Annotated in this window: 19 protein-coding genes; 13 read left to right on the forward strand and 6 right to left on the reverse strand. The window is 72.1% G+C overall.

What is annotated here, in order from left to right; translation table 11 throughout:
- Positions 1 to 1,114: 1,114 nt before the first annotated feature.
- Positions 1,115 to 1,681, reverse strand: a complete 567-nt coding sequence (locus tag AB0M97_RS21600; RefSeq protein WP_365962545.1) for an HIRAN domain-containing protein — start codon at positions 1,679 to 1,681, stop codon at positions 1,115 to 1,117.
- A gap of 170 nt (positions 1,682 to 1,851) precedes the next feature.
- Positions 1,852 to 2,784, reverse strand: a complete 933-nt coding sequence (locus AB0M97_RS21605; RefSeq protein ID WP_365962575.1) for a helicase-related protein — start codon at positions 2,782 to 2,784, stop codon at positions 1,852 to 1,854.
- A gap of 324 nt (positions 2,785 to 3,108) precedes the next feature.
- Here AB0M97_RS21605 and AB0M97_RS21610 point away from each other — a divergent pair, with 324 nt between their 5' ends.
- From AB0M97_RS21610 to AB0M97_RS21630, 5 genes are all read left to right on the forward strand, one after another.
- On the forward strand, positions 3,109 to 3,321 hold the full coding sequence (locus tag AB0M97_RS21610) for a hypothetical protein (protein WP_365962576.1): 213 nt from the start codon (positions 3,109 to 3,111) through the stop codon (positions 3,319 to 3,321).
- 481 nt (positions 3,322 to 3,802) lie between these two features.
- Complete coding sequence (locus AB0M97_RS21615; protein WP_365962546.1) at positions 3,803 to 4,063, forward strand: hypothetical protein; 261 nt, start codon at positions 3,803 to 3,805, stop codon at positions 4,061 to 4,063.
- Between the two features lie 341 nt (positions 4,064 to 4,404).
- Positions 4,405 to 5,700, forward strand: a complete 1,296-nt coding sequence (gene pcaC, locus AB0M97_RS21620; protein WP_365962548.1) for a 4-carboxymuconolactone decarboxylase — start codon at positions 4,405 to 4,407, stop codon at positions 5,698 to 5,700.
- 33 nt (positions 5,701 to 5,733) lie between these two features.
- A complete protein-coding gene (locus tag AB0M97_RS21625; RefSeq protein ID WP_365962549.1) occupies positions 5,734 to 6,369 on the forward strand; it encodes an MBL fold metallo-hydrolase in 636 nt (211 codons plus the stop codon).
- Positions 6,370 to 6,444: 75 nt separating this feature from the next.
- Positions 6,445 to 7,233: an exodeoxyribonuclease III gene (locus tag AB0M97_RS21630; protein WP_365962550.1), complete on the forward strand. Its 789-nt coding sequence runs from the start codon at positions 6,445 to 6,447 to the stop codon at positions 7,231 to 7,233.
- Positions 7,234 to 7,261: 28 nt separating this feature from the next.
- Here AB0M97_RS21630 and AB0M97_RS21635 read toward each other — a convergent pair whose 3' ends face one another.
- The gene (locus AB0M97_RS21635; protein ID WP_365962551.1) at positions 7,262 to 9,028 is read right to left on the reverse strand and encodes an SGNH/GDSL hydrolase family protein; all 1,767 of its coding nucleotides are present in this window, start codon (positions 9,026 to 9,028) and stop codon (positions 7,262 to 7,264) included.
- Positions 9,029 to 9,244: 216 nt separating this feature from the next.
- On the opposite strand from AB0M97_RS21635, the gene AB0M97_RS21640 reads away from it, so the two are divergent.
- Together AB0M97_RS21640 and AB0M97_RS21645 are read left to right on the forward strand one after the other, a co-directional pair.
- Positions 9,245 to 9,649, forward strand: a complete 405-nt coding sequence (locus AB0M97_RS21640) for a DUF6278 family protein (protein ID WP_365962553.1) — start codon at positions 9,245 to 9,247, stop codon at positions 9,647 to 9,649.
- Between the two features lie 139 nt (positions 9,650 to 9,788).
- Entirely contained in the window at positions 9,789 to 10,532 is a 744-nt protein-coding gene (locus AB0M97_RS21645) for an amino acid ABC transporter ATP-binding protein (protein ID WP_365962554.1), read from the forward strand.
- Positions 10,533 to 11,101: 569 nt separating this feature from the next.
- Here the strand turns inward: AB0M97_RS21645 and AB0M97_RS21650 are convergent.
- Positions 11,102 to 11,857: a hypothetical protein gene (locus AB0M97_RS21650; RefSeq protein ID WP_365962555.1), complete on the reverse strand. Its 756-nt coding sequence runs from the start codon at positions 11,855 to 11,857 to the stop codon at positions 11,102 to 11,104.
- Positions 11,858 to 11,985: 128 nt separating this feature from the next.
- Between AB0M97_RS21650 and ggt the strand changes: the two genes are divergently transcribed.
- Positions 11,986 to 13,782: a gamma-glutamyltransferase gene (ggt, locus tag AB0M97_RS21655; protein ID WP_365962556.1), complete on the forward strand. Its 1,797-nt coding sequence runs from the start codon at positions 11,986 to 11,988 to the stop codon at positions 13,780 to 13,782.
- A gap of 30 nt (positions 13,783 to 13,812) precedes the next feature.
- On the opposite strand, the gene AB0M97_RS21660 is transcribed toward ggt, so the two are convergent.
- Both AB0M97_RS21660 and map read right to left on the reverse strand, forming a co-directional pair.
- Complete coding sequence (locus AB0M97_RS21660) at positions 13,813 to 16,347, reverse strand: ATP-dependent Clp protease ATP-binding subunit (protein WP_365962557.1); 2,535 nt, start codon at positions 16,345 to 16,347, stop codon at positions 13,813 to 13,815.
- Positions 16,348 to 16,458: 111 nt separating this feature from the next.
- The gene (map, locus tag AB0M97_RS21665) at positions 16,459 to 17,274 is read right to left on the reverse strand and encodes a type I methionyl aminopeptidase (protein ID WP_365962558.1); all 816 of its coding nucleotides are present in this window, start codon (positions 17,272 to 17,274) and stop codon (positions 16,459 to 16,461) included.
- Positions 17,275 to 17,307: 33 nt separating this feature from the next.
- Between map and AB0M97_RS21670 the strand changes: the two genes are divergently transcribed.
- The 5 genes from AB0M97_RS21670 to AB0M97_RS21690 all read left to right on the forward strand — a co-directional run bounded on the left by AB0M97_RS21670 (position 17,308) and on the right by AB0M97_RS21690 (position 21,792).
- Positions 17,308 to 17,589 carry a helix-turn-helix domain-containing protein gene (locus tag AB0M97_RS21670; protein WP_365962559.1) on the forward strand — a complete coding sequence of 94 codons (282 nt, stop codon included), beginning with the start codon at positions 17,308 to 17,310 and terminating at the stop codon, positions 17,587 to 17,589.
- 79 nt (positions 17,590 to 17,668) lie between these two features.
- Positions 17,669 to 17,902 (forward strand): hypothetical protein, encoded by a 234-nt coding sequence (locus AB0M97_RS21675; RefSeq protein WP_365962560.1) that lies wholly within the window; start codon positions 17,669 to 17,671, stop codon positions 17,900 to 17,902.
- A gap of 158 nt (positions 17,903 to 18,060) precedes the next feature.
- Entirely contained in the window at positions 18,061 to 18,903 is an 843-nt protein-coding gene (locus AB0M97_RS21680; protein WP_365962561.1) for a nitrilase-related carbon-nitrogen hydrolase, read from the forward strand.
- Positions 18,900 to 20,186: an aspartate aminotransferase family protein gene (locus tag AB0M97_RS21685; protein WP_365962562.1), complete on the forward strand. Its 1,287-nt coding sequence runs from the start codon at positions 18,900 to 18,902 to the stop codon at positions 20,184 to 20,186. Before AB0M97_RS21680 ends, AB0M97_RS21685 begins: the two co-directional genes overlap by 4 nt.
- Positions 20,187 to 20,217: 31 nt before the next feature.
- Complete coding sequence (locus AB0M97_RS21690; protein WP_365962563.1) at positions 20,218 to 21,792, forward strand: PucR family transcriptional regulator; 1,575 nt, start codon at positions 20,218 to 20,220, stop codon at positions 21,790 to 21,792.
- The last annotated feature ends 21 nt before the right edge of the window (positions 21,793 to 21,813 follow it).

A 21,813-nucleotide genomic window follows, 5' to 3' on the forward strand; every position in this document is an offset into this window, starting at 1 on the left:
GCCATGGCATCTCGACCAGCGCCTCCGTACCGCTCCGTTCGCTCCGTCTGCCCCTGACCCTCTCCGCGAGGCCGTCGCGCTGCTCGTCGGCTCTGCGGGGTTCGGAGTCCGCAACCGCCGAGGATCACCGCAGCCCTTGTGGACCGGCGTGTTCTGTGTGTGCGTGGTCGTGACACCGTGAAGTGTCGGCGACCGTTCTCGCCGCAGGACTGCGCCCGCTCGGTGACGGACACGCTCGCTCACGTCACACGGGGCGTGCGCCGACGCCGGGCAAGGCACGGCGCATGCCTGCCCCTTGCCCAGACATCCTCGCCCGCGCCGCTTCGGACCGGGCTGCCCGCGGCTGGTCAGCACGTCCGGTCCGCCCAATAGCGCGGCGATCAACCTCCTGCGCATGCCGGCGGACGGTTTCGCCGCTCTCCGCAACCGCGGCAGCTTCGGCGGGGAAGACCTCCTGCGTCGCCGTGTACTCGACGCTCGTCTGACGCTCCGCGTCTCGGCGTCGTCGTTGAGGTCAGCCGGAGACTGCAGTCGACCTGCGGCTCTGCTATCTCCGGCTACGGGTGACGTGTTTCCTATGACGCACCATGTGGAGTGCGTGGCGATCCTTGAACCGCCGTGAAAGGCTCCTGACCTGCGTCTTTTCGATGCGTGTTATGTGCGCTGTGGGCGTTACGGGCGATATCTTGACGCTGAAATGACGCTCATGACGCCCGTCCTGATGGGGGGTCAGGCACGCCGTTGGGCAGGTCAGGCCCTGTCAGGGTGCGTATATCAATGAGGTGTCCGAGGGTGCGTGACGCCCTGCGCGGAGCTGCTGGCCCCAGGTGGCCAGTTGTCCCGAAAAGGGACCAGCTGGGGGGCATGGTGACCTCTGAGCAGTGCGAGTGGACCTTTAATTGTTTCACGCTCGTGTTTCTTCGTCTGCTTGATCGCTGGGCGCTGGGGGCCTGTCCCCGAGTGCGCGGGTGAGGGTCTGCTTGCCGTTGGCTGTCGGCATCTGAGCTGGTGAGAGTTCACCGTCTGGTGGTCGGCCCCGAACAGGGTGGTGACCCACGGCCCTGCGCCGATGTGGGAACGGTCGGCGACGATCACCCAGGGGCGAGCGTGATGGTCAGGGTGACCGCGTTGTGCACGTGGAGCTGATCGGCTCCGATCTGCTTGCGATCGATCGGGCGTCAGTGGCGAGCCCTGCGTAGACGCGGGGTGCGGGGTTCTCGTCGAGGGCGAGGGCGAGCGGACGGGCGATCTCCCGGGCGATCCATCCGAGGAAGATGCCATGGTGCTGGACCTGGATGGCGTTCGAGTCGTCCTCGTTGCTGGGCGCGCGGACGAGATCGAGGGGGGTACCGGCCGGCAGCTGCGCGAGGTGGGCCTCGTTGCCGCTGTGGCGGACGCCGCGCAGGGGACAGGTGAAGGTCCCGGTGCCGCTGAGGATCGCTGCCTGGGTGGCTCGGGGTCTGCGGCGTTCGGTGCTGCGGATGAGGAGGCGGGCGGTGTCGGGGTCGGTGAGCGTGGTGATCTCGTCGGTGGTGAGCTGGCTGAGCCGGTCGAGGAACTGGCGGAAGGTCGGCTCCGGGTAGGGGCAGTTGGCGGCGAGGGTGGTCGCGGTGGCGCGGTCGTGGATGCCGATGCTGAAGGCGTAGCAGGCGGCGGGGCCGCCGACCCCGTATTTGATCATGGCGGGGAGGGCGGCCAGGTGGCCCGGCGGGGACACCGCGCCGGAGTTTGAGGATCTGGAGCAGCGCGGAGACGACCCAGGCGAGATCCTGGACGATGATCTTGTCGATCGCGCTGGTCGTCGCGGTGATGTCGGGGGTGAGCAGGTTGCCGTGGTGCCTCTGGTGAAGGTCAACTGCCGGGAGGCCGGCGATCCAGTCCGTAGCCAGCGGTACGAGTGCGGGGGCGGCGACCTTCTTCTGGCGGATGCCGCGCTGGACTTCGTGCACGTCCGCGGCGAGGGTCAGGATGAGGTGCTGCAGGCTGGACCAGTGCTCGGCGGTGAGCAGTTCCGGTCGTACGTCGAGGGCGGTCTGGATCTGCTCGGCGGCGGCGAGTGCGTCGATGGCGCCCTGGACGCTGAGGCCCGAGCGGACGATCGCGGCGCGTGCGGGCCGGTCGGGCAGGCGCTGGGCGATGGCGGCGACGCGGCGGGCGGAGAAACGGGCCAGCGGGGCCAAGGACCAACCGTGGGCCCCGAGTTGGTGTCCGGCGAGCGTGTCGCCGAGGAGCGCCTGGGCAGCCTGCTCGAGGAGGTGCTGGTCGGGAGTGTCGACGACCTCCTCGGCGAGCAGGGCCAGGAGCTGAATGTCCAGTCCCTCGGCCCACTCGGCCAGTTTCCCGCCGGCGGGGTCGGCCAGGTCCAGCGCCGTGAAATCCTCGCCGGCGCCGGGCCGGTGGCCCAGACGGGCGATGACCAGCTCGTAGTAGAGCCAGCCGAGCGTGGAGACGACCGGTTCGATCCTGTCCCGGTCCAGAGTGGCGGCGCAGTTCCTGAGCGGCGCTGGAGTCCTTGGCGATCAGCACGACGTGGCCTTCGGTCTCCTGGCCGGCGCGGCCGGCCCGCCCGGCAGTGTTCCAGAAGTCGCGGAGGCTCACCCGGTCGCCCTGGCCGCGCCAGGTGTCGGGCACGAGGACGGTCTTGGTGGGCAGGTTCATGCCCTGGGACAGGGTGCTGGTCGCGCACAAGACCCGGAGCGCCCCGTTGCGGTAGGCCCGCTCGAGGCAGTTGCGGACGGCCTGGGGGACCTCGGCGTGGTGGTAGGCGTAGCCCTCGAGGACCATGAGGGCCAACTCGTGGCTGTTGCCGATGTGCCGGCCGATCTCCGCGGAGGCTTCCAGGCGCCGGCGGGCGACCTCGGCGCTGAAGGAGCCGTCTGCGGTGCCGAGTTTGGGTCCGGGAACACTGAGAAGGAGGGGCACCTGTGGTCACCGGGGCGAGGTCGGGTCGTTCAGGGTCGGCGGGAGCGCAGGCAGTTGACTCGTACGTTCGCCACGCTCAAGGAAGCGAAGGTTGAGTACGCGCGCATCACCAACCGTCGCCAGGAAGGGACGCTCGTTCCTCCCAAGCAGATCACTGTCAATGAGTGGCTAGATCGGTGGCTGGCCATGAAAGCGGATGATCTAGAAGAAACCACGATCTACAACTATCGGATTACCTTGGATCGGGTTCGTGGGAAGTTGGGCCACATTCGGCTTCAAGAGCTCACGGAGGAAGACGTAGAAGAGTGGATTCATTGGGCGTTGAGGTATGGAAGCGCACGCGGCGGAGAAGCTGGCACACCGCTCGGAGTGACCAGTGTGGAAATGAGCCTCGCGTGATGTAAGGATGCCTTGAATCGGGCAGTGACGCGACGGCTGCTGACCATGAATGTGGCCCAGCACGTCACAATTCCGCGTAGGGCGCGCAAGGAGGACCGGAAGAAGAAGCAGGAGGTGAAGCCGTGGAACGTCCAGGAAGTCCAGATGTTCATTCACGGCGTCAGGACGGAACGGCTCTATGCTCCCCTTCTGCTGTCCCTCATGGGTCTGCGTCCCGCTGAAGTCTGCGGACTTCGTGGGAGGATGTCGACTTGGACAATGCCAAGATCACCATAGCCAATACCCGGACGATGATGGGGAATCGATGCGTCGTGGAAAAGGACACCAAGTCCATGGCCGGAGAACGTGATCTTCCTTTGCCGGGTCCAGTACTGATGGCCCTCAGGACTTCAAGGCTCTCCAGGCCAAGGAGAAGCTCGTCCTCGGTGAGGCTTACTCGGACTCCGGGTACGTTGTGGTGCACGAGACCGGGGAGGCTTTCATGATCAAGCAGCTCCGCAGGCGCGCGTACCGGCTCATGGAGGTCCTTGGCCTGCGCAGAGTACGTCTCTACGACGCTCGTGCCTCCTGCCTCACTTTCCTTGCCGACAACGGCGTGCGGGATCACATCTTCGCCCGGTGGGCCGGGCACACGAACGTGAAGACCACGAAGAAGTGGTATGTGAAGCCAGACGTGGAAGACCTCCGCGAAGCCGCCACCACATGGGATGGCCTACATGGTGAGGCGGAGGGACGCGCCTGAGTTCGGCGGCGTATCCCAAGGGGTGGTTATCAGGTGCTGCCCGGAGGGGCTCGAAAGGTTTCCCGCTGCGTCGTCTCGACCTTCGGGACGGCACCATATGCTTGCTGCAAACTCGGACAGCTGGCAGCTGTGCTGATGAAGGAAAGCAGCGCGTCGACGTGAGGACCGGGCAAGAGCGCGGCTAGCAGGCCACGCTGCGTCAGGGGCGCGCGTCACGCTGAGAGGCTCAGACTCGATCGACGAGGCTGTCGGCGGTGCTCGACGCGTCGAGTCGCGGGTGCATCAAGCCGCCGGTTCCCCCGGCCGCGTCGGATTCCGTGATACGTGAGAGAGTCTGGGGCGTGAGTGAGACACCCCCGAACGCCCTGCAATACCGCTTTGACGGGCCAGAAGACGCTCCTGTCCTGATCTTGGGACCGTCCCTCGGTACCACATGGCACATGTGGGACCGCCAGGTCCCCGAGCTGACCAAGCAGTGGCGGGTCTTCCGGTTCGACCTGCCCGGGCACGGCGGTGCGCCCGCGTACCCGGCGGGTTCCGTCGCCGATCTCACCGCCCGGCTGCTGGCCACGCTCGACGGGCTCGGCGTCACGCGGTTCGGCTACGCGGGCTGCGCGTTCGGCGGCGCGGTGGGCGTAGAGCTGGCGCTGCGGCATCCCGAGCGGCTCGCCTCCCTCGCGCTGATCGCCGCCTCGCCCCGCTTCGGCACGGCCGACGAGTTCCGCCGGCGCGGCGTGATCGTACGGACCAACGGGCTCGACCCGATCGCCCGCACCTCCCCGGACCGGTGGTTCACCAGCGGGTTCGCCGCTGCCCAGCCCGCGATCACCGAGTGGGCCGTGCAGATGGTCCGCACCACCGACCCGGGGTGCTACATCGCCGCGTGCGAGGCGCTCGCCTCGTTCGACGTGCGCTCCGAGCTGGCCCGGGTGGGCGTGCCGACGCTCGTCCTCGTCGGCTCGGAGGACCAGGTCACCGGCCCCGCCGAGGCCCGCACCCTGGTCGCCGGCATCCCCGACGCGCGGCTCGCCGTCGTGCCCGGCGCCTCCCACCTGGTGCCGGTCGAGCAGCCCGCCGCCGTCACCGATCTGCTGGTCCGGCACTTCTCCACCGCCTGGCAGCCCGCCTACGACCACGGCACCGGCCAGATCGCCATCCCGGCCGCGCCCGTCAAGCCCGTGCTGGCCGCGGTGCCGCCGCAGCAGGCGCCGATCGCCGAGATCGCCCCGGCCGCCGCACCGCCGCAGCAGGGCCGGACGGACCCGTACGAGGCCGGGCTCAAGGTCCGCCGCGAGGTGCTCGGCGACGCGCACGTCGACCGGGCGCTGCAGCAGGCCGACGACTTCTCCGGGGACTTCCAGGAGTTCATCACCCGCTACGCCTGGGGCGAGATCTGGGACCGACCGGGCCTGGACCGGCGCTCGCGCAGCTGCGTCACCCTCACCGCCCTGGTCGCCGGCGGGCACCTGGAGGAGCTGGCCTTCCACGTCAGGGCCGCCCTGCGCAACGGCCTCACCCCGGACGAGATCAAGGAGGTGCTGCTGCAGGCGGCGGTGTACTGCGGCGTACCGGCCGCGAACAGTGCGTTCAAGGTGGCCCAGCAGGTCATCCGCGAGGAGACCACCCCGCAGGTCTGAGCGTCCGCGGTGGCGGCGCGACAGGATGGGGCGATGAAGCTCACGAAGAAGTCGCACGCCTGCATCCGTCTCGAGAAGGACGGGCAGACGCTCGTCCTGGACCCCGGGGGATTCAGCGAGGAGGACGCCGCGCTCGGCGCGGACGCCGTCCTCGTCACCCACGAGCACCCCGACCACTTCGACGAGTTCCGGTTGCGCGCCGCCATGGAGGACAACCCGGCGGCGCAGATCTGGACCCTCAGGGCCGTCGCGGACAAGATCTCCCCGGCGTTCCCGGGCCGGGTGCACGTCGTCGGCCACGGCGACACCTTCACCGCCGCCGGATTCGACGTCCAGGTGCACGGCGAACTGCACGCGGTGATCCACCCCGACCTGCCGCGCGTCACCAACGTCGGCTATCTGATCGACGGCGGCAAGGTCTTCCACCCCGGCGACGCACTCACCGTCCCCGGACACCCGGTGGAGACCCTGCTCGCGCCCGTCCACGCCCCCTGGAACAAGATCGCCGAGGTCATCGAGTACGTCCGCGAGGTCCGTCCGCGGCGCGTCCACGACATCCACGACGCGCTCCTGACCGACCTGGCCCGCCCGATCTACGACCGGCACCTGGGCAGCCTCGGCGGCGCGGACCACACCCGTCTCACGCCGGGCACCTCCACGGACGTATAGGCGCATACCGGCCCGCATCGGTGCCGGAAACGGGGCCGGGCGGGGATGTCGGACCCGCCCGGTAGGTTGTGAGGCATGCGCATCGCGACCTGGAACGTGAACTCGATCACCGCCCGCCTGCCGAGGCTCCTGGCCTGGCTGGAGAGCAGCGGCACGGACGTGCTGTGCCTCCAGGAGGCCAAGGTCGCCGAGGAGCAGTTCCCCTTCGAGCCGCTGCGCGAGCTGGGCTACGAGGCGGCGGTCCACGCCACCGGCCGGTGGAACGGCGTGGCGGTGCTCTCCCGCGTCGGCATCGAGGACGTCGTCAAGGGCCTGCCCGGCGACCCCGGGTTCGACGGCTCGGTGGAGCCCCGCGCCCTCTCCGCGACCTGCGGCCCGGTCCGCGTCTGGTCGGTCTACGTGCCGAACGGCCGCGAGGTGGACCACCCGCACTACGCGTACAAGCTCCAGTGGCTCGAGGCGCTGCGCGCCGCCGTCGCGGGCGACGCGGCCGGCAGCCGCCCGTTCGCCGTCCTCGGCGACTACAACGTGGCGCCGACGGACGACGACGTCCACGACGTGACCGCCTTCGCGGGAGCCACCCACGTCACCCCGGCCGAGCGCGCCGCCCTGGCCTCGCTGCGCGAGGCCGGCCTGTCCGACGTGGTGCCGCGGCCCCTGAAGTACGAGCACCCGTTCACCTACTGGGACTACCGCCAGCTGTGCTTCCCGAAGAACCGCGGCATGCGCATCGACCTGGTGTACGGCAACGAACCGTTCGCCAAGGCCGTCAAGGACGCCTACGTCGACCGTGAGGAGCGCAAGGGCAAGGGCGCCTCGGACCACGCGCCGGTCGTCGTCGACCTCGACGTACAGGACGTGTGACCCGCAGGACGTGTGACCCGCGCGCCGGTCAGCCCGCGAGCAGCCGCAGGTCCACCGACCCGGCCAGCGCGGCGAGCCCCGCGTCGCCCGGGTGCAGATGGTCCCCGCTGTCGTACGCCGGGAGGATGCGCGCCGGGTGCTCCGGGTCCCGCAGCACCGCGTCGAAGTCGAGCACGCCGTCGTACGCGCCGGTGTCCCTGATCCAGGTGTTCACGGCGGCCCGTTCGGCGTCGACGGCGGCGGTGCAGCGTGCCTCGCCCTCGCACGGCGCGATCGTCGCCGCCAGCACCCGCAGCCCGCGCGCGTGCGCCCGGTCCGCGATCTGCCGCAGGCCCGCGACGACGTCCTGCGCGGACGCGCCCCAGCGCAGGTCGTTGACGCCCTCGAAGACGACGACCGTACGGGCCGACGTCTGCGCGAACACGTCCCGGTCCAGGCGGTGCAGGGCGCTGACCCCGGCCGTGTCGGTGGAGACCCCGTCGCCGGGGTAGCGGTCGCTGAGGACGCGGTTGCCGGAGATGCCCTGGTTGAGCACGCCGTAGCGGGGGACGGTGTGCTGGCCGAGCAGCCGGGTGGCGAGCACGTTCGGCCAGCGCCGGTTGGCGTCCGTGGTGGACCGTTCCCCGTCGGTGATCGAGTCGCCCAGCGCGACCACCGACCCCGGACCGCCGCCCACGTCCACACCGGTCAGCAGCGGCCAGCTGGTCAGCACCGATGTGAACGGCGCGGCCGACGCGTCGGCCGTGTGGTCGCCCGGCGCGCTCAGATACGACCGCTGCGCCGCGAGCCGGTGCAGCGGCGCCGCGGGCACCGGCCCCGGCAGGTGGAAGCTCACCAGCAGATTCGTGTCGGCGGGCACCACGAAGTCCAGGGGATCGCTGTACGCCTGCGCCCCGGCCGGGATCTCCACGCCCGCCGAACCCCGGAAGGCCAGCGGCACCGGCGCCCGGCTCGGGGCGGCGCCGCTCGCCTGCACCGCGACCGTCGCGCCGCCGATCCGCACCGGCGCCCCGGCGAAGGTGTTGTCGAACCGCACCCGCACCCGGGGGCCGCCCGCCGAGGTGTGCACCACCAGCCGCAGCGTCCGGTCGGTCCACGGCCCCACCGCCGGACGACCGCCCGTCGACGCCGCCCAACTGCCCGTCCAGCCCGCCGAGCCGGCCCGTACCGACAGCGCGAACACATGCAGCGCGGGCGCGTCGGGCAGCCCTACCGAGGTGACCTGCCGACCGGGATCGAGCGGTACCGTCACCACGTACAGCCGGGCGCGCTCGGCGAGTCGGCCGTCCGGCGTGTTGACGTGCGGCAGGGCCACCGCCTTCGTGGCGAGCGGGCCGGTGCGCCAGTCGGGCGCGGTCAGCCGGTAGGCGGAACGGCCGCCGTCCGCGTAGGAGACCGTGCCGGAGCCGCCCACCTCGCCGCCGGCCGTGCCCGCGACGAGGAACGCGAGCGCGTCACCGCGCCCCGCGACCCGCACCTCCTGCCCCGCGGCCCGCACGTTGTCCGCCTCGCCCGGCTGCCGCCGCGGCCAGGTCAGACGGGCGCCCTGCACATCGAGGGCGCGGCCGGGCGTCCAGCCCGCCGCCGCGAGGTCCCGCGCCGACAGGGAGGCGCCCAAACCGTCGAAGTCCGCCTCGCCCGGCCGGGCGTCGTCACTGACGGCCGCGTTGTCGAACAGCTGCTCCAGCGGGAGCGGCACGGATCCCTGCGGCGGGGCGGCCTGCGCGGCGGTCCCCTGCCCGAGCACCGTCAGCAGTCCGAGAACGACCGCGGAACCCCACAGACCTCGGCGCACGGCCGCTCCTCCCGTTCCCGCCGCTCGCGGTGCGGCACAGCACGACGCGGCGCACGCCGCACCGTGAAGCTAGAGAGACCCCCGTGACCAGTCAACGCACCATGCGCGAAGTCGCCGAAGCAGGCCCGAAACCGCCTCCCGCGCCACCCGGGCGCCGGAAAAGCGGACGCCGCGCGCCTGTGGTGCGTTCGCCGGTACGAATGACACGCTGGAGGGATGAACATCCCTTTCCTGGGCCGGCGCGCGAAGCCGGGGGTCCCCGACCCCGCGGGCATCGCCGACCTCCTCGCCGAGTGTGAACTGCTGCGCTCCCTGGCGTCCCGGGAGAGCGTCCGGCTCGACGACTCGGCCGCCTCGCTGGAGGCGCTCGACCAACTGGTCCCGCGCTGGCGGGACGACGAGGAGGTGCTGTCCTGGCTCGGCAACGACGCCGGGCTGTACCTGGGCACGGTGATCGTCCGCACCGTACCGGGCGCCGCCTGGGAGATCCGCACCGACGGCCAGCCCGTCGTACGGCTCGCCTCGGGCCGCGAGTTCGACGTCGTGGACTACGGGCACGAGTGGGCCGCCAGCGGCGTCCCCGAGCTGTCGCAGCTGTACGCCGAGGTCGCGGAGACGTGAACCCCCGGCCGCCGCCGTACCGTAGAGCTGCGACGTAAATACGGCTAATGGCCGACCGGTGCGTGTCGCACCGCGACGTGGATCTTGCCTGGATACGTTGCGGCCACCACCACACAGCTGAGAGTGAGTAGGGCTGAGCATGGCCGTCGATCCGCTGATCGAGCTGCGTGACGTCAACAAGCACTTCGGAGAGCTGCATGTCCTGCAGGACATCGACCTCACCGTCGGCAGAGGGGAAGTGGTCGTGGTCATCGGCCCCTCGGGGTCGGGGAAGTCGACGCTGTGCCGGGCCATCAACCGGCTGGAGACCGTCGAGTCCGGGACGATCCTGCTCGACGGGCAGCCGCTTCCCGACGAGGGGAAGGCCCTGGCCCGGCTGCGTGCCGACGTCGGCATGGTCTTCCAGTCCTTCAACCTGTTCGCCCACAAGACCGTCCTGCAGAACGTGTCCCTGGGGCAGGTCAAGGTCCGCGGGCGCAAGAAGGAGGACGCCGACCGGCGCTCCCGCGAGATCCTCGACCGGGTCGGAGTCGCCGACCAGGCGGACAAGTTCCCGGCACAGCTGTCCGGCGGGCAGCAGCAGCGCGTGGCGATCGCCCGCGCGCTCGCCATGGAACCCAAGGCGATGCTGTTCGACGAACCGACCTCGGCCCTCGACCCCGAGATGATCAACGAGGTGCTGGAGGTGATGCGGCAACTCGCCCGCGAGGGCATGACCATGGTCGTCGTCACCCACGAGATGGGCTTCGCCCGGTCCGCAGCCAACCGCGTCGTCTTCATGGCCGACGGCCGGATCGTCGAGGACCGCAGCCCGGACGAGTTCTTCACCAACCCGAGCAGCGACCGCGCCAAGGACTTCCTCTCCAAGATCCTCACACACTGACCGGCGTGCGGACGCCGCGCGCCATGTTCCCCCGGGGGACCGGACCGCTCCGGCACCCCTCGTCTACGATGGGTCCTTCGTCCCGGAGACGGCGGCGGGAGCGGGGACGGTCCCACCGGTCCCGTCCACCGCCTGCGGGACGACCGAGGCCGCGGGACCACCGCGGCCGGACCGGGGACACTGCTGCCGGGTGAGGGACACCCTCACGGCCCCTCGACCGAAGGGGGCAGCAGTTCACATGAGCCAGGCCCGCCCGGCGGCAGCCGGAGATCACTGCTCGCGCGGTGGACGCGACCCGGACCACGGGGCGTTCACGGCGAGGAGAAGGTCAGCTGCGCACCGGACGGGCAGTGCTCGAGGCAGAGCGGGGCGGCCGTGTCGACGACCGGGGCCGACCGGCTCGCCGAGGCCGAGCGGCACCCCGTCGCCCACCTGCGCGACGGGGGCCGCTCTCCTCGGTCACGAACACCGCCGGGCGGGCCCGGTCACGGCAGGACGCCCGGTGCGACGACCGCGCTCAGGACGCCCGGCGCCCGACCCTGTTCAGGAAGCCCGTACAACGGCCGTGCTCACGACGCCCGGTGCGAGCCCGGCCGCGCCGTCGCGGGCAGCGGTGACTGCGCCGCACGGGTCACGTCCCCGACGAGCTCCACGACGTCCGGGCCGTACGCCTGCGAGTTGACCACCTTCAGCAGCAGCACGAAGGAGCCCGAGCCGTACGTGCGGGCCAGCCGCTCGTGGTTGCGGGCCAGATAGCGGGTCGCCGCCTGGTTGGTGACCGCGCGCTGGCCGCAGAACAGGAACACCGGCCGCGTCTCACGTCGGTCACCGGCGGTGAGCCGGGCCAGCAGCACGTACTCGGTGATGCCCGGCTCCATGCGGTAGCGCTCGCCGCCGATCTGGAAGGCGCCCCGGTCCGGGCCGGGTTCGGGGTCCACGTTGACCCGCACACCGGGCAGCATCGCCGCCATGTGGGCCATCATCCGCCGGTTGGAGGCGGGGCCGCCCAGGCAGAACTCGGTGCGCTCCCCGAAGCCCTGATGGACCGTGTCCTGCGTGAGGACCTGGAGGTGCGCGCCGCAGTCCTTGATCAGCGCGGACAGTTCCAGCAGCGCGAACACGTCGATCCGGTGCACGGCCTGTTCCGGGGACGCGGGGTCGCGGTTGACGACGAGCACCGACTCGGAGTTCTCCGGCAGCCCGAAGAAGGCCTGCTTGCGGCGCAGCTTCCGCCTCCAGAGGTACGTACGGGCGATCCAGCCCAGCGCGGCGCTGATGCCCGCGGCCACCACGCCCAGCACGATGTTGCGCACGTCGTCCGTCATGGGCGCGCATGGTAGCGGGCGACGGCAAACCCGTGTTCGACCCGGGGGCGCCCCACGGGCCCGGTGGCCCTGACGGGGCGACGGTGGGTGAACTAGGCTGCCCGGACTGCCTTTTCCCGGAGGTGCGCATGCGTCGCCCAGTCGCTCGGAAACTGACGGTCCTGGCGGTCTCGGCCGCCGTGGTGTCGGTGGGGGCCGCGGCGCCGCCCGGCACCGCCGCCCGGACGCCCCCCAAGACACCGGTGGCCGTCGGCTACGGCGGCGCGGTCGCCAGCGTCGACCCGGACGCCTCCGCCGCCGGCATCGAGATCCTCCGCAAGGGCGGCAACGCCGTCGACGCCGCCGTCGCCACGGCCGCCGCGCTCGGCGTCACCGAGCCCTACTCGGCCGGCATCGGCGGAGGCGGCTACTTCGTCCACTACGACGCCAAGTCCCGCACCGTGCGGACCATCGACGGCCGCGAGACCGCGCCCCTGACCGCCGGGCCCGACCTGTTCCTGGAGAACGGCAGGCCGGTCCCGTTCGCCGAGGCCGTCAGCAGCGGCCTCGCCGTCGGCACCCCGGGCACGCCCGCCACCTGGCAGAAGGCCCTCGACAAGTGGGGCAGCAAGCGGCTGGGCAGCGTGCTGAGGCCGGCCGAGCGGATCGCCCGCGAGGGCTTCACCGTGGACGCGACCTTCCGCGCGCAGACCGCCGCCAACGAGACCCGCTTCCGGCACTTCCCCGACACCGCCGAGCTGTTTCTGCCGGGCGGCGAACTGCCCGCCGTCGGCTCCACCTTCACCAACCCCGACCTGGCCCGCACCTACGCCGAACTGGGCCGCGAGGGCGTCGGCGCCCTCTACCGCGGCGACATCGGCGAGGACGTCGTCGACACGGTGAACGAACCGCCCGTCGACCCCGCGTCCGGCTGGAACGCCCGCCCCGGCGACCTCACCGCCGAGGACCTCGCCGCCTACCGCGCCAAGGTCCAGGCACCCACCAGGACCACGTACCGCGGCCTCGGCGTCCACTCCATCGCGCCGTCCTCCTCCGGCGGCACCACCGTGGGCGAGGCCCTCAACATCCTGGAGAACACCGACCTCTCCCGCGCGAGCGACGTGCGGTACCTGCACCGCTTCATCGAGGCCAGCCGCATCGCGTTCGCGGACCGGGGCCGCTGGGTCGGCGATCCCGCCTTCGAGGACGTACCGGCGAGGGAGCTGCTGTCCCAGCGGTACGCCGACTCGCGCGCCTGCCTCATCAAGGACGACGCGGTGCTCACCAGCCCCGTCGCACCGGGCGACCCGCGCAACCCCGCCGACTGCGCCGCGGGCGGCACGCCGGCCCCGACGACGTACGAGGGCGACAGCACCACGCACCTGACGACCGCCGACAAATGGGGCAACGTCGTCGCCTACACGCTCACCATCGAGCAGACCGGCGGCAGCGGCATCACCGTGCCCGGCCGCGGGTTCCTCCTCAACAACGAGCTGACCGACTTCTCCTTCGCCCCGGCCAACCCGGCCGTCCACGACCCGAACCTGCCCGGGCCCGGCAAGCGCCCGCGCTCCTCCATCTCGCCGACGATCGTGCTGGACCGGCACGGCAAGCCCGTCGTGGCGCTCGGCTCGCCCGGCGGCGCAACCATCATCACCACCGTGCTGCAGACGCTCACCGGGTTCCTGGACCGCGGTCTGCCGCTGGTCGACGCGATCGCCGCCCCGCGCGCCAGCCAGCGCAACGCGGCCCAGACCGAACTCGAACCCGGCCTGCCCGCCGCCGTGCGGACCGGACTGGAGGCGATCGGGCACTCCTTCCGCGCCAACCCCGAGATCGGCGCCGCCACGGGCGTGCAGCGCCTGCCCGACGGCAGGTGGCTGGCCGCGGCCGAGAAGACCCGGCGCGGCGGCGGCTCCGCGATGGTGGTGCGCCCGGCGCGCTGACCACCCAGGGGACCGTGCCGGCCGGCCGCGTCACACCGACGCGGCCGGCCGGTTCGTACGGAAGTCCAGCCGGCCGTCGGCCACGTCCACGGTGAGCCGGTCGCCCTCCGAGACGCTCCCGTCGAGAAGCAGACGGGACAGGTGGTTGTCGACCTCGCGCTGGATCGTGCGGCGCAGCGGCCGGGCCCCGTACTCGGGGGCGAAGCCCCGCTCGGCCAGCCAGTCGACGGCCGCGTCCGTGAACTCGGCCGTGATGCTCTGCGCGTGCAGCATGCGGCGCGTCCGCTCCAGCAGCAGCTCGGTGATGGTGTGCAACTGCTCGCCCGTCAGCTGGCGGAAGACCACGATCTCGTCGATGCGGTTGAGGAACTCGGGCCGGAAGTGCTCCCGCAGCGGGCGCAGCACGTGCTCGCGCCGCGCCTCCTCGTCCGCCTCGGCGCCGCCCGCCGCGAAGCCCAGGGTGCCGCCGCGCCGGGTGATCGCCTCGGAGCCGAGGTTGCTCGTCATCACGATGACCGTGTTGGTGAAGTCCACGGTCCGGCCCTGCGAGTCGGTCAGCCGGCCGTCGTCCAGCACCTGGAGCAGGATGTTGAACACGTCCGGGTGCGCCTTCTCCACCTCGTCCAGCAGGAGCAGCGAGTACGGGTGGCGCCGCACCACCTCGGTGAGCTGCCCGGCCTCCTCGTGCCCGACGTAACCGGGCGGGGCGCCGACCAGCCGGCTCACCGTGTGCCGCTCCTGGTACTCGCTCATGTCGAGGCGGACCATGCGGTCCTCGCTGCCGAACAGCGCCTGGGCGAGCGCCCGCGCCAGCTCCGTCTTGCCGACACCGGTCGGGCCGAGGAACAGGAAGCTGCCGATGGGCCGGTCGGGGCTGGCCAGGCCCGCGCGGGAGCGCAGCACCGCGTCCGCGACGACCCGGACCGCCTCGTCCTGCCCGACGACCCGCTCGTGCAGATGCTGCTCCAGGCCGAGCAGGCGGTCCTTCTCCTCCTCGGTCAGGCTGCTCACCGGGATGCCGGTCTGCCGGGACACCACCTCGGCGACGGCCTCGGCGTCCACCACCAGGTTCAGGCCCTCGTCGGCCTCGCCGCCGCCGGCCAGCTCGGCGATCCGCGTCTTCAGCTCGACGATCCGGTCCCGCAACTGCGTGGCCTGCTCGTAACTCTCGTCGGCGACCGCCTGGTCCTTGTCCCGCACCAGCTGCTCGACCTCGCGCTCCATGGCCCGTACGTCCGTGCCCTTGGTCCGGGCCCGCAGCCGCACCCGGGCACCGGCCTGGTCGATCAGGTCGATCGCCTTGTCCGGCAGCCGCCGGTCGGTGAGATAGCGGTCGGACAGCTCCACGGCCGCGACCAGCGCCTCGTCGGTGTAGCGGACCTGGTGGTGGGCCTCGTAGCGGTCCGCGAGGCCGCGCAGGATCTCCAGCGCGTCGGCCGTGGTCGGCTCGGGCACCAGGATCGGCTGGAAGCGGCGGGCCAGCGCCGCGTCCTTCTCGATGCGCCGGTACTCCTCCAGCGTCGTGGCCCCCACGATGTGCAGCTCGCCGCGGGCCAGGGCGGGCTTGAGGATGTTGCCGGCGTCCATCGAGCCGCCGCCCTCCCCGCCGCCGCCCGCGCCGACGACGGTGTGCAGCTCGTCGATGAAGATGATCAAACGGTCGGAGTGCTCGCTGATCTCGCCGACGATGGTGTTCAGCCGTTCCTCGAAGTCGCCCCGGTAGCGGGTGCCCGCGACGACGCCGGTCAGGTCGAGGGTGACCACCCGGCGGCCGCTCAGTATGTCGGGCACGTCACCGTCCGCGATGCGCTGCGCCAGCCCTTCCACGATGGCGGTCTTGCCGACGCCCGCGTCGCCGATGAGCACCGGGTTGTTCTTGCCGCGCCGGGAGAGCACCTCCACGGTCTGCTCGATCTCCTGGTCGCGCCCGATCACCGGATCGATCCGGCCCTCCCGGGCCAGCTCGGTGAGGTCCCGGCCGTACTTGTCCAGCGTCGGCGTCGACGTCAGGCGGGGCCGCTCGGCGCGCGGCGGGGCCGCCTCCGGCACCTCGGGCGGCATGCCGGACGCCGCGAACCGGGCCGCGTTCAGGATGTGCCCGGCGGCCGAGTCCGGGTTCGCGGCCAGGGCGCTGAGCACGTGCTCCGGGCCGATGTACCCGGTGCCGCTGGTGCGGGCCAGCTCGTGCGCGTCCAGCAGGGCACGCTTGACGGCCGGCGTGAGCGACAGGGAGGTCGGGGGCGGTGCCTCGCCCGGCGCGTACTGGACCGGGCCGGACCGCTCGTCGATCTCCGACGCGAGCGAGTCGGGGTCCGCGCCGGCCCGGCTGAGCAGGCTGCGGGTGGGCTCCGCGGCCAGGGCCGCCCGCAGCAGGTGCTCCGTGTCCAGGTCCCGGCTGCCGTGCTCGGCGGCGTACTGGGCGGCGCCGCGCACCAGCTCCCGGGCCGGCTGGCTGAGCAGCCGGCCCAGGTCGATCTGCCGGGGCCGTGGGCCGCCGAAGAAGCGGGCGAGGAATTCTCCGAAGGGGTCCGAGCCGAAGCCCTCGGGTGTGAAGCCGCTGGTCATTGGCGTTCCGTTCCCTCTCGACGTGCGGTGCGCTGCCGCCGCTTTCCTACGCCGGGTACACCGGGGGGCGAGTTCTTACTCACCTTGGCACGGTTGGGGGATGGGGGCATTTCAGGGTGCGGGGGACCGTGGCGCGGCACCGGGTCCCTCCTGGAGCGGCTGCCGTGCCGTCAGGATCCTCGGACCCCCGTCCGTGATGGCCACCGTGTGTTCCACGTGGGCCGCCCGGGAGCCGTCGTCGGTGCGCAGGGTCCAGCCGTCGGGGGCCGCGTGAAAGCCGTCCGTGCCGCCGGCGATCAGCATCGGCTCGATCGCCAGGACCATGCCGTGCCGCAGCCGCATGCCGCGGCCGGGGCGGCCCTCGTTCGGGACCGGCGGGTCCTCGTGCATACGGCGGCCCACGCCGTGCCCGCCGAAGCCCTGCGGTACGCCGTAGCCCGCCGCCCGGCACACCGAGCCGATCGCGTGCGCGATGTCGCCGATGCGGCAGCCCACCACGGCGGCCTCGATGCCCGCCGCCAGGGCCCGCTCCGCCGTCTCGATCAGCCGGACGTCCGACGCGCGCGGTCTGCCCACCGTGAAGCTGATGGCCGAGTCGCCGGCCCAGCCGTCCAGCTCCGCCCCGCAGTCGACCGAGAGCAGGTCGCCGTCACGCAGCCGGTACGTGGTCGGGATGCCGTGCACGATCGCGTCGTTCACGGACGCGCAGATCACCGCCGGGAACGGGGTGGGCGCGAAGGAGGGCCGGTAGCCGAGGAACGGTGACGAGGCGCCCGCCCCTTTCAGCACCTCGCGCGCCACCCGCTCCAGCTCCAGCAGGGAAACCCCCACGTCGGCGGCGCGCCGTACGGCTGTCAGCGCCTGCCCGACGACCTGGCCCGCGGCGTGCATCGCGTCGATCGATGTGTCTGTCTTCAGCTCAACCATGCCAATTACTATACCGGTATTAGAATGGTGAGCATGGTGCGTACCCCCTTGACCCCGGAAGAACGCGAACGCGGCGAGCGGCTCGGGCGGCTGCTCCGTGAGGCGCGCGGCGAGCGCAGCATGGCGGCGATCGCGGCGAGCGCCGGCATCTCCGCCGAGACGCTCCGCAAGATCGAGACCGGGCGGGCGCCGACACCGGCGTTCTTCACGGTCGCCGCGCTCGCCCGGGCGCTCGGCCTGTCGATGGACGAGCTCGCCGGGCGGTGCGCGCGCGCCGAGGTCTCCCCTGGAGAACTCCGCGTAGCGACGCTGTGACACGGTTGGTGTTCGCTACCGACCGGAGTGCTCCAGTCGGGCGGGAGACGGTCGATGACGGTGGATCAACTCCCCGGAGGTGCGCGGGGGGTTCGCGGACTGGACGCTCCAGTGGGAGGCGGCCTCGCGGCGCGAGGTGCGGGCGCTGCTCGACGCCAACGTCCGGATGCGCACCCCGGAGGAGTCCGCCCGCGGCGTCGACCCGGACCCCGGAACCCTCGTACCGTTGCTGCTGGAGGCCGCCCGAGGCGTCTCGGACGAGCGGTACCGGGACCTCGTGCACGCGTTGCGCATCGCGGGGCACGCCACCTGACCGGCGGCGCGGCTCGCCCACCGGAGTGTGAAACGCGCCGGACCGCGCGGGTTGACGGCGATGGTCTTGGCAAGCCCGTCCCGGAGGCTTACGTTCGAGCCTCTACGGCCCTGCTCTACGGGCGTAGAGGCTCTGACGTCCCGTCGAAGGAGCAGCTCATGGCCAACGTCGTACGCGCCGCTCTGGTCCAGGCCACCTGGACCGGCGACACCGAGTCCATGGTGGCGAAACACGAGGAGCACGCCCGTGAGGCCGCCCGGCGGGGCGCCACGGTGATCGGGTTCCAGGAAGTCTTCAACGCGCCGTACTTCTGCCAGGTCCAGGAGCCGGAGCACTACCGCTGGGCGGAGCCGGTGCCGGACGGGCCGACCGTGACCCGGATGCGGGCGCTCGCGCGGGAGACCGGCATGGTGGTCGTCGCGCCGGTCTTCGAGATCGAGAAGTCCGGCTTCTACTACAACACCGCCGCCGTGATCGATGCCGACGGCAGCTACCTCGGCAAGTACCGCAAGCACCACATCCCGCAGGTCAAGGGCTTCTGGGAGAAGTACTACTTCCGGCCGGGCAACGCCGGCTGGCCCGTCTTCGACACGGCCGTCGGCAAGGTCGGCGTCTACATCTGCTACGACCGCCACTTCCCGGAGGGCTGGCGCCAACTGGGCCTCGGCGGCGCCCAGTTGGTCTACAACCCGTCGGCGACCCACCGCGGTCTGTCGTCCCACCTGTGGCAGCTGGAGCAGCCCGCCGCGGCCGTCGCCAACGAGTACTTCGTCGCCGCGATCAACCGCGTCGGCCGGGAGGAGTACGGCGACAACGACTTCTACGGCACGTCGTACTTCGTCGACCCGCGCGGCCAGTTCGTCGGGGACGTCGCCAGCGACAGCGAGGAGGAGCTGGTGGTGCGCGACCTCGACTTCGACCTGGTCGAGGAGGTCCGCCGGCAGTGGGCGTTCTACCGGGACCGCCGGCCCGACGCGTACGAGGGGCTGGTGCGGCCGTGAACCGGGACCTGCTGGGCCGCCACCGGTCCGTCCTGCCCGACTGGCTCGCCCTCTACTACGACGAGCCCCTGGAGATCACGCACGGCGAGGGCCGCTACGTGTGGGACTCCGAAGGCAACCGCTACCTCGACTTCTTCGGCGGCATCCTCACCACGCTGACCGCGCACGCCCTGCCCGAGGTCACCAAGGCGGTCGGTGAGCAGGCCGGCCGGATCGTCCACTCGTCCACGCTGTACCTGAACCGGCCGATGGTCGAACTCGCCGAGCGCATCGCCCAGCTCAGCGGCATCCCCGACGCCCGGGTCTTCTTCACGACCTCCGGCACCGAGGCCAACGACACCGCGCTGCTGCTCGCCACCACGTACCGGCGCAGCAACACCGTCCTGGCCATGCGCAACAGCTACCACGGCCGCTCCTTCAGCTCCGTCGGCATCACCGGCAACCGCGGCTGGTCCCCGACCTCGCTGTCCCCGCTCCAGACGCTGTACGTGCACGGCGGCGTCCGCAGCCGGGGCCCCTACGCGCAGCTCGGCGACGCCGAATTCGTCGCGGCCTGCGTCGAGGACCTCGAGGACCTGCTCGGCCACACCCGGCCGCCTGCCGCGCTGATCGCCGAGCCGGTGCAGGGCGTCGGCGGCTTCACGTCCCCGCCCGACGGCCTGTACGCGGCGTTCCGCGAGGTGCTGGACGCGCACGGAATCCTGTGGATCTCCGACGAGGTGCAGACCGGCTGGGGCCGCACCGGCGACCACTTCTGGGGCTGGCAGGCACACGGCCGCAACGGCCCGCCGGACATGCTCACCTTCGCCAAGGGCATCGGCAACGGCATGTCCGTCGGCGGAGTCGTCGCCCGCGCCGAGATCATGAACTGCCTGAACGCCAACTCCCTCTCCACGTTCGGCGGCACCCAGATCACGATGGCGGCCGGCCTCGCCAACCTCACGCACCTGCTGGAGCACGACCTCCAGGGCAACGCCCGGCGCGTCGGCGGCATGCTCATCGAGCGGCTCCGCTCGGCCGCCGCGCAGGTTCCGCAGGTACGCGAAGTGCGCGGACGCGGCCTGATGATCGGCATCGAGCTGACGGAGCCCGGCACCGACGAGGCCGACCCGAGGGCCGTCTCGGCCGTGCTGGAGGCCGCCCGCGACGCCGGGCTCCTCATCGGCAAGGGCGGCGGCCACAACACCAGCGCCCTGCGGATCGCCCCGCCGCTGTCGCTGACCGTCGCGGAGGCCGAGGAAGGCGCCGCGATCCTCGAACGCGCGCTGAGAAGCCTCCCGTAGCACGCACCACCGAGCGAGGGAATCACCTGCCATGACCACCGCCTCGCAGCCCTGGGAGCCCCTGGAACCCGCCCTGTCGGTGCGGCAGGTGCTCACGCTGGAACGCGTCCTGGCCGGGGAACCGGAGGTGGTGGCCGGCGCCGGCCAGCTCGACCGGCCGGTGCGCTGGGTGCACGTCGCCGAGGCCGCCGACGTCGGCGTGATGCTCAGCGGCGGCGAAATGGTGCTGACGACCGGTGTGCTGCTCGCCGGGGACGAGGAGAAGCAGGCCGAGTACATCCGCTCCCTGCACCGCGCCGAGGCCTCGGCCGTCGTCCTGGGGCTCGGCCGGGCCTTCCCCGCCCCGCCGGACGTGATGCGCCGCGCCGCCGAGCGGTGCGGGCTGCCCCTGGTGGTGCTGCACCGGCCGTTCCCGTTCGCGGAACTGACCGAGGAGGTGCAGTGCCGGCTGGTGCGGCGGAAGTTCGCCGCCGTCAGCCTCTCCGAGGCCGTCCGCACCGAGCTGACCGCGCTCATCACCGCGGGCGCCCCGCTGCAGCGCCTGCTCGACGAGGTCGCCCGGCACAGCGCCTGCCCCGTCGTCGTCACCAACCTCGCCCACCGCGTCCTCGCCACGGCGGGGGAGCGGCCCGCCGTGGACGACGTGCTGCGCGACTGGGACCGCATCGCCCGGCAGGCCGGCGGCAGCGCCGGCGACGGCTGGATCCGCGCCGAACTCGCCGGGCGCGGCGAACGCTGGGGCCGCCTCGTGCTGTGCGGTCACCGCGGCGACAGCACCACCGGACGGCTGCTCGCCGACCGGGCCGCCGAGGCCCTCGTCCTGCACCGCATGCTCGGCGGCAGCGCGGCGGCCAGCTGGGAGGAGCAGTCCGCGCAGAGCCTGCTCACCGACCTCGTCAGCGGTGTCGTGTCGGCACGGCAGCTGCTGCCGCGGGCCCGGGCGGCCGGGCTGCCGGTGAACCGCCGGGCGTTCGTCCCGCTCGCCGTCCGCGACCGCACCCCGGCCCAACTCGACCGCGTCCTGCGCCTGCTGGGCCTGTCGGGGTTGGTGGCCGAACTCGCCGACGGGGCGACCGCCGTGCTGCTCAGCCTCGCCCGCGACCAGGACGCCGAGGCGCTCACCGCGCACTTCGCGGCCCGGCTGCGCTCCGGACAGCGGGCGCCCGCCCCGGTCGTGGCCGCCGCCGACCCCCGGGTCGCCTGGGACGACGTACCCGCCGGGCTGCGCGAGGCGCGGCATGTCGCGGCGGCCGTCGCCGACTCCCCGGCCGTGCTCGACCTGCCGCCCGTGGTACGCCTCAAGGATGTCCATCTGCGGGGCCTGATCCGGCTGTTGCGGGACGACCCGCACGTGCAGTCCTTCGCGGAGCGGGAGCTGGACGGGCTGCTGTGCGGGCCGGACGAGGACCTGCTGGCCGTGCTGCGGACGTACCTGGCGACCGGCCGCAACAAGTCCCGCACCGCGCAGCTCCACCACGTCTCCCGGCCCGCGCTCTACCGCCGCCTGGAGGCCATACAGGCCAGGCTCGGCGTCGACCTCGACGACTTCGAGCAGGCCGCGTCCGTGCACATCGCGCTCCTCGCGCACGACGCGCAACAGCGGTGAAACATGCCACGACCAGGGAAA

This window comes from Streptomyces sp. NPDC051207 (assembly GCF_040682395.1).
Classification (GTDB): Bacteria; Actinomycetota; Actinomycetes; order Streptomycetales; family Streptomycetaceae; genus Streptomyces.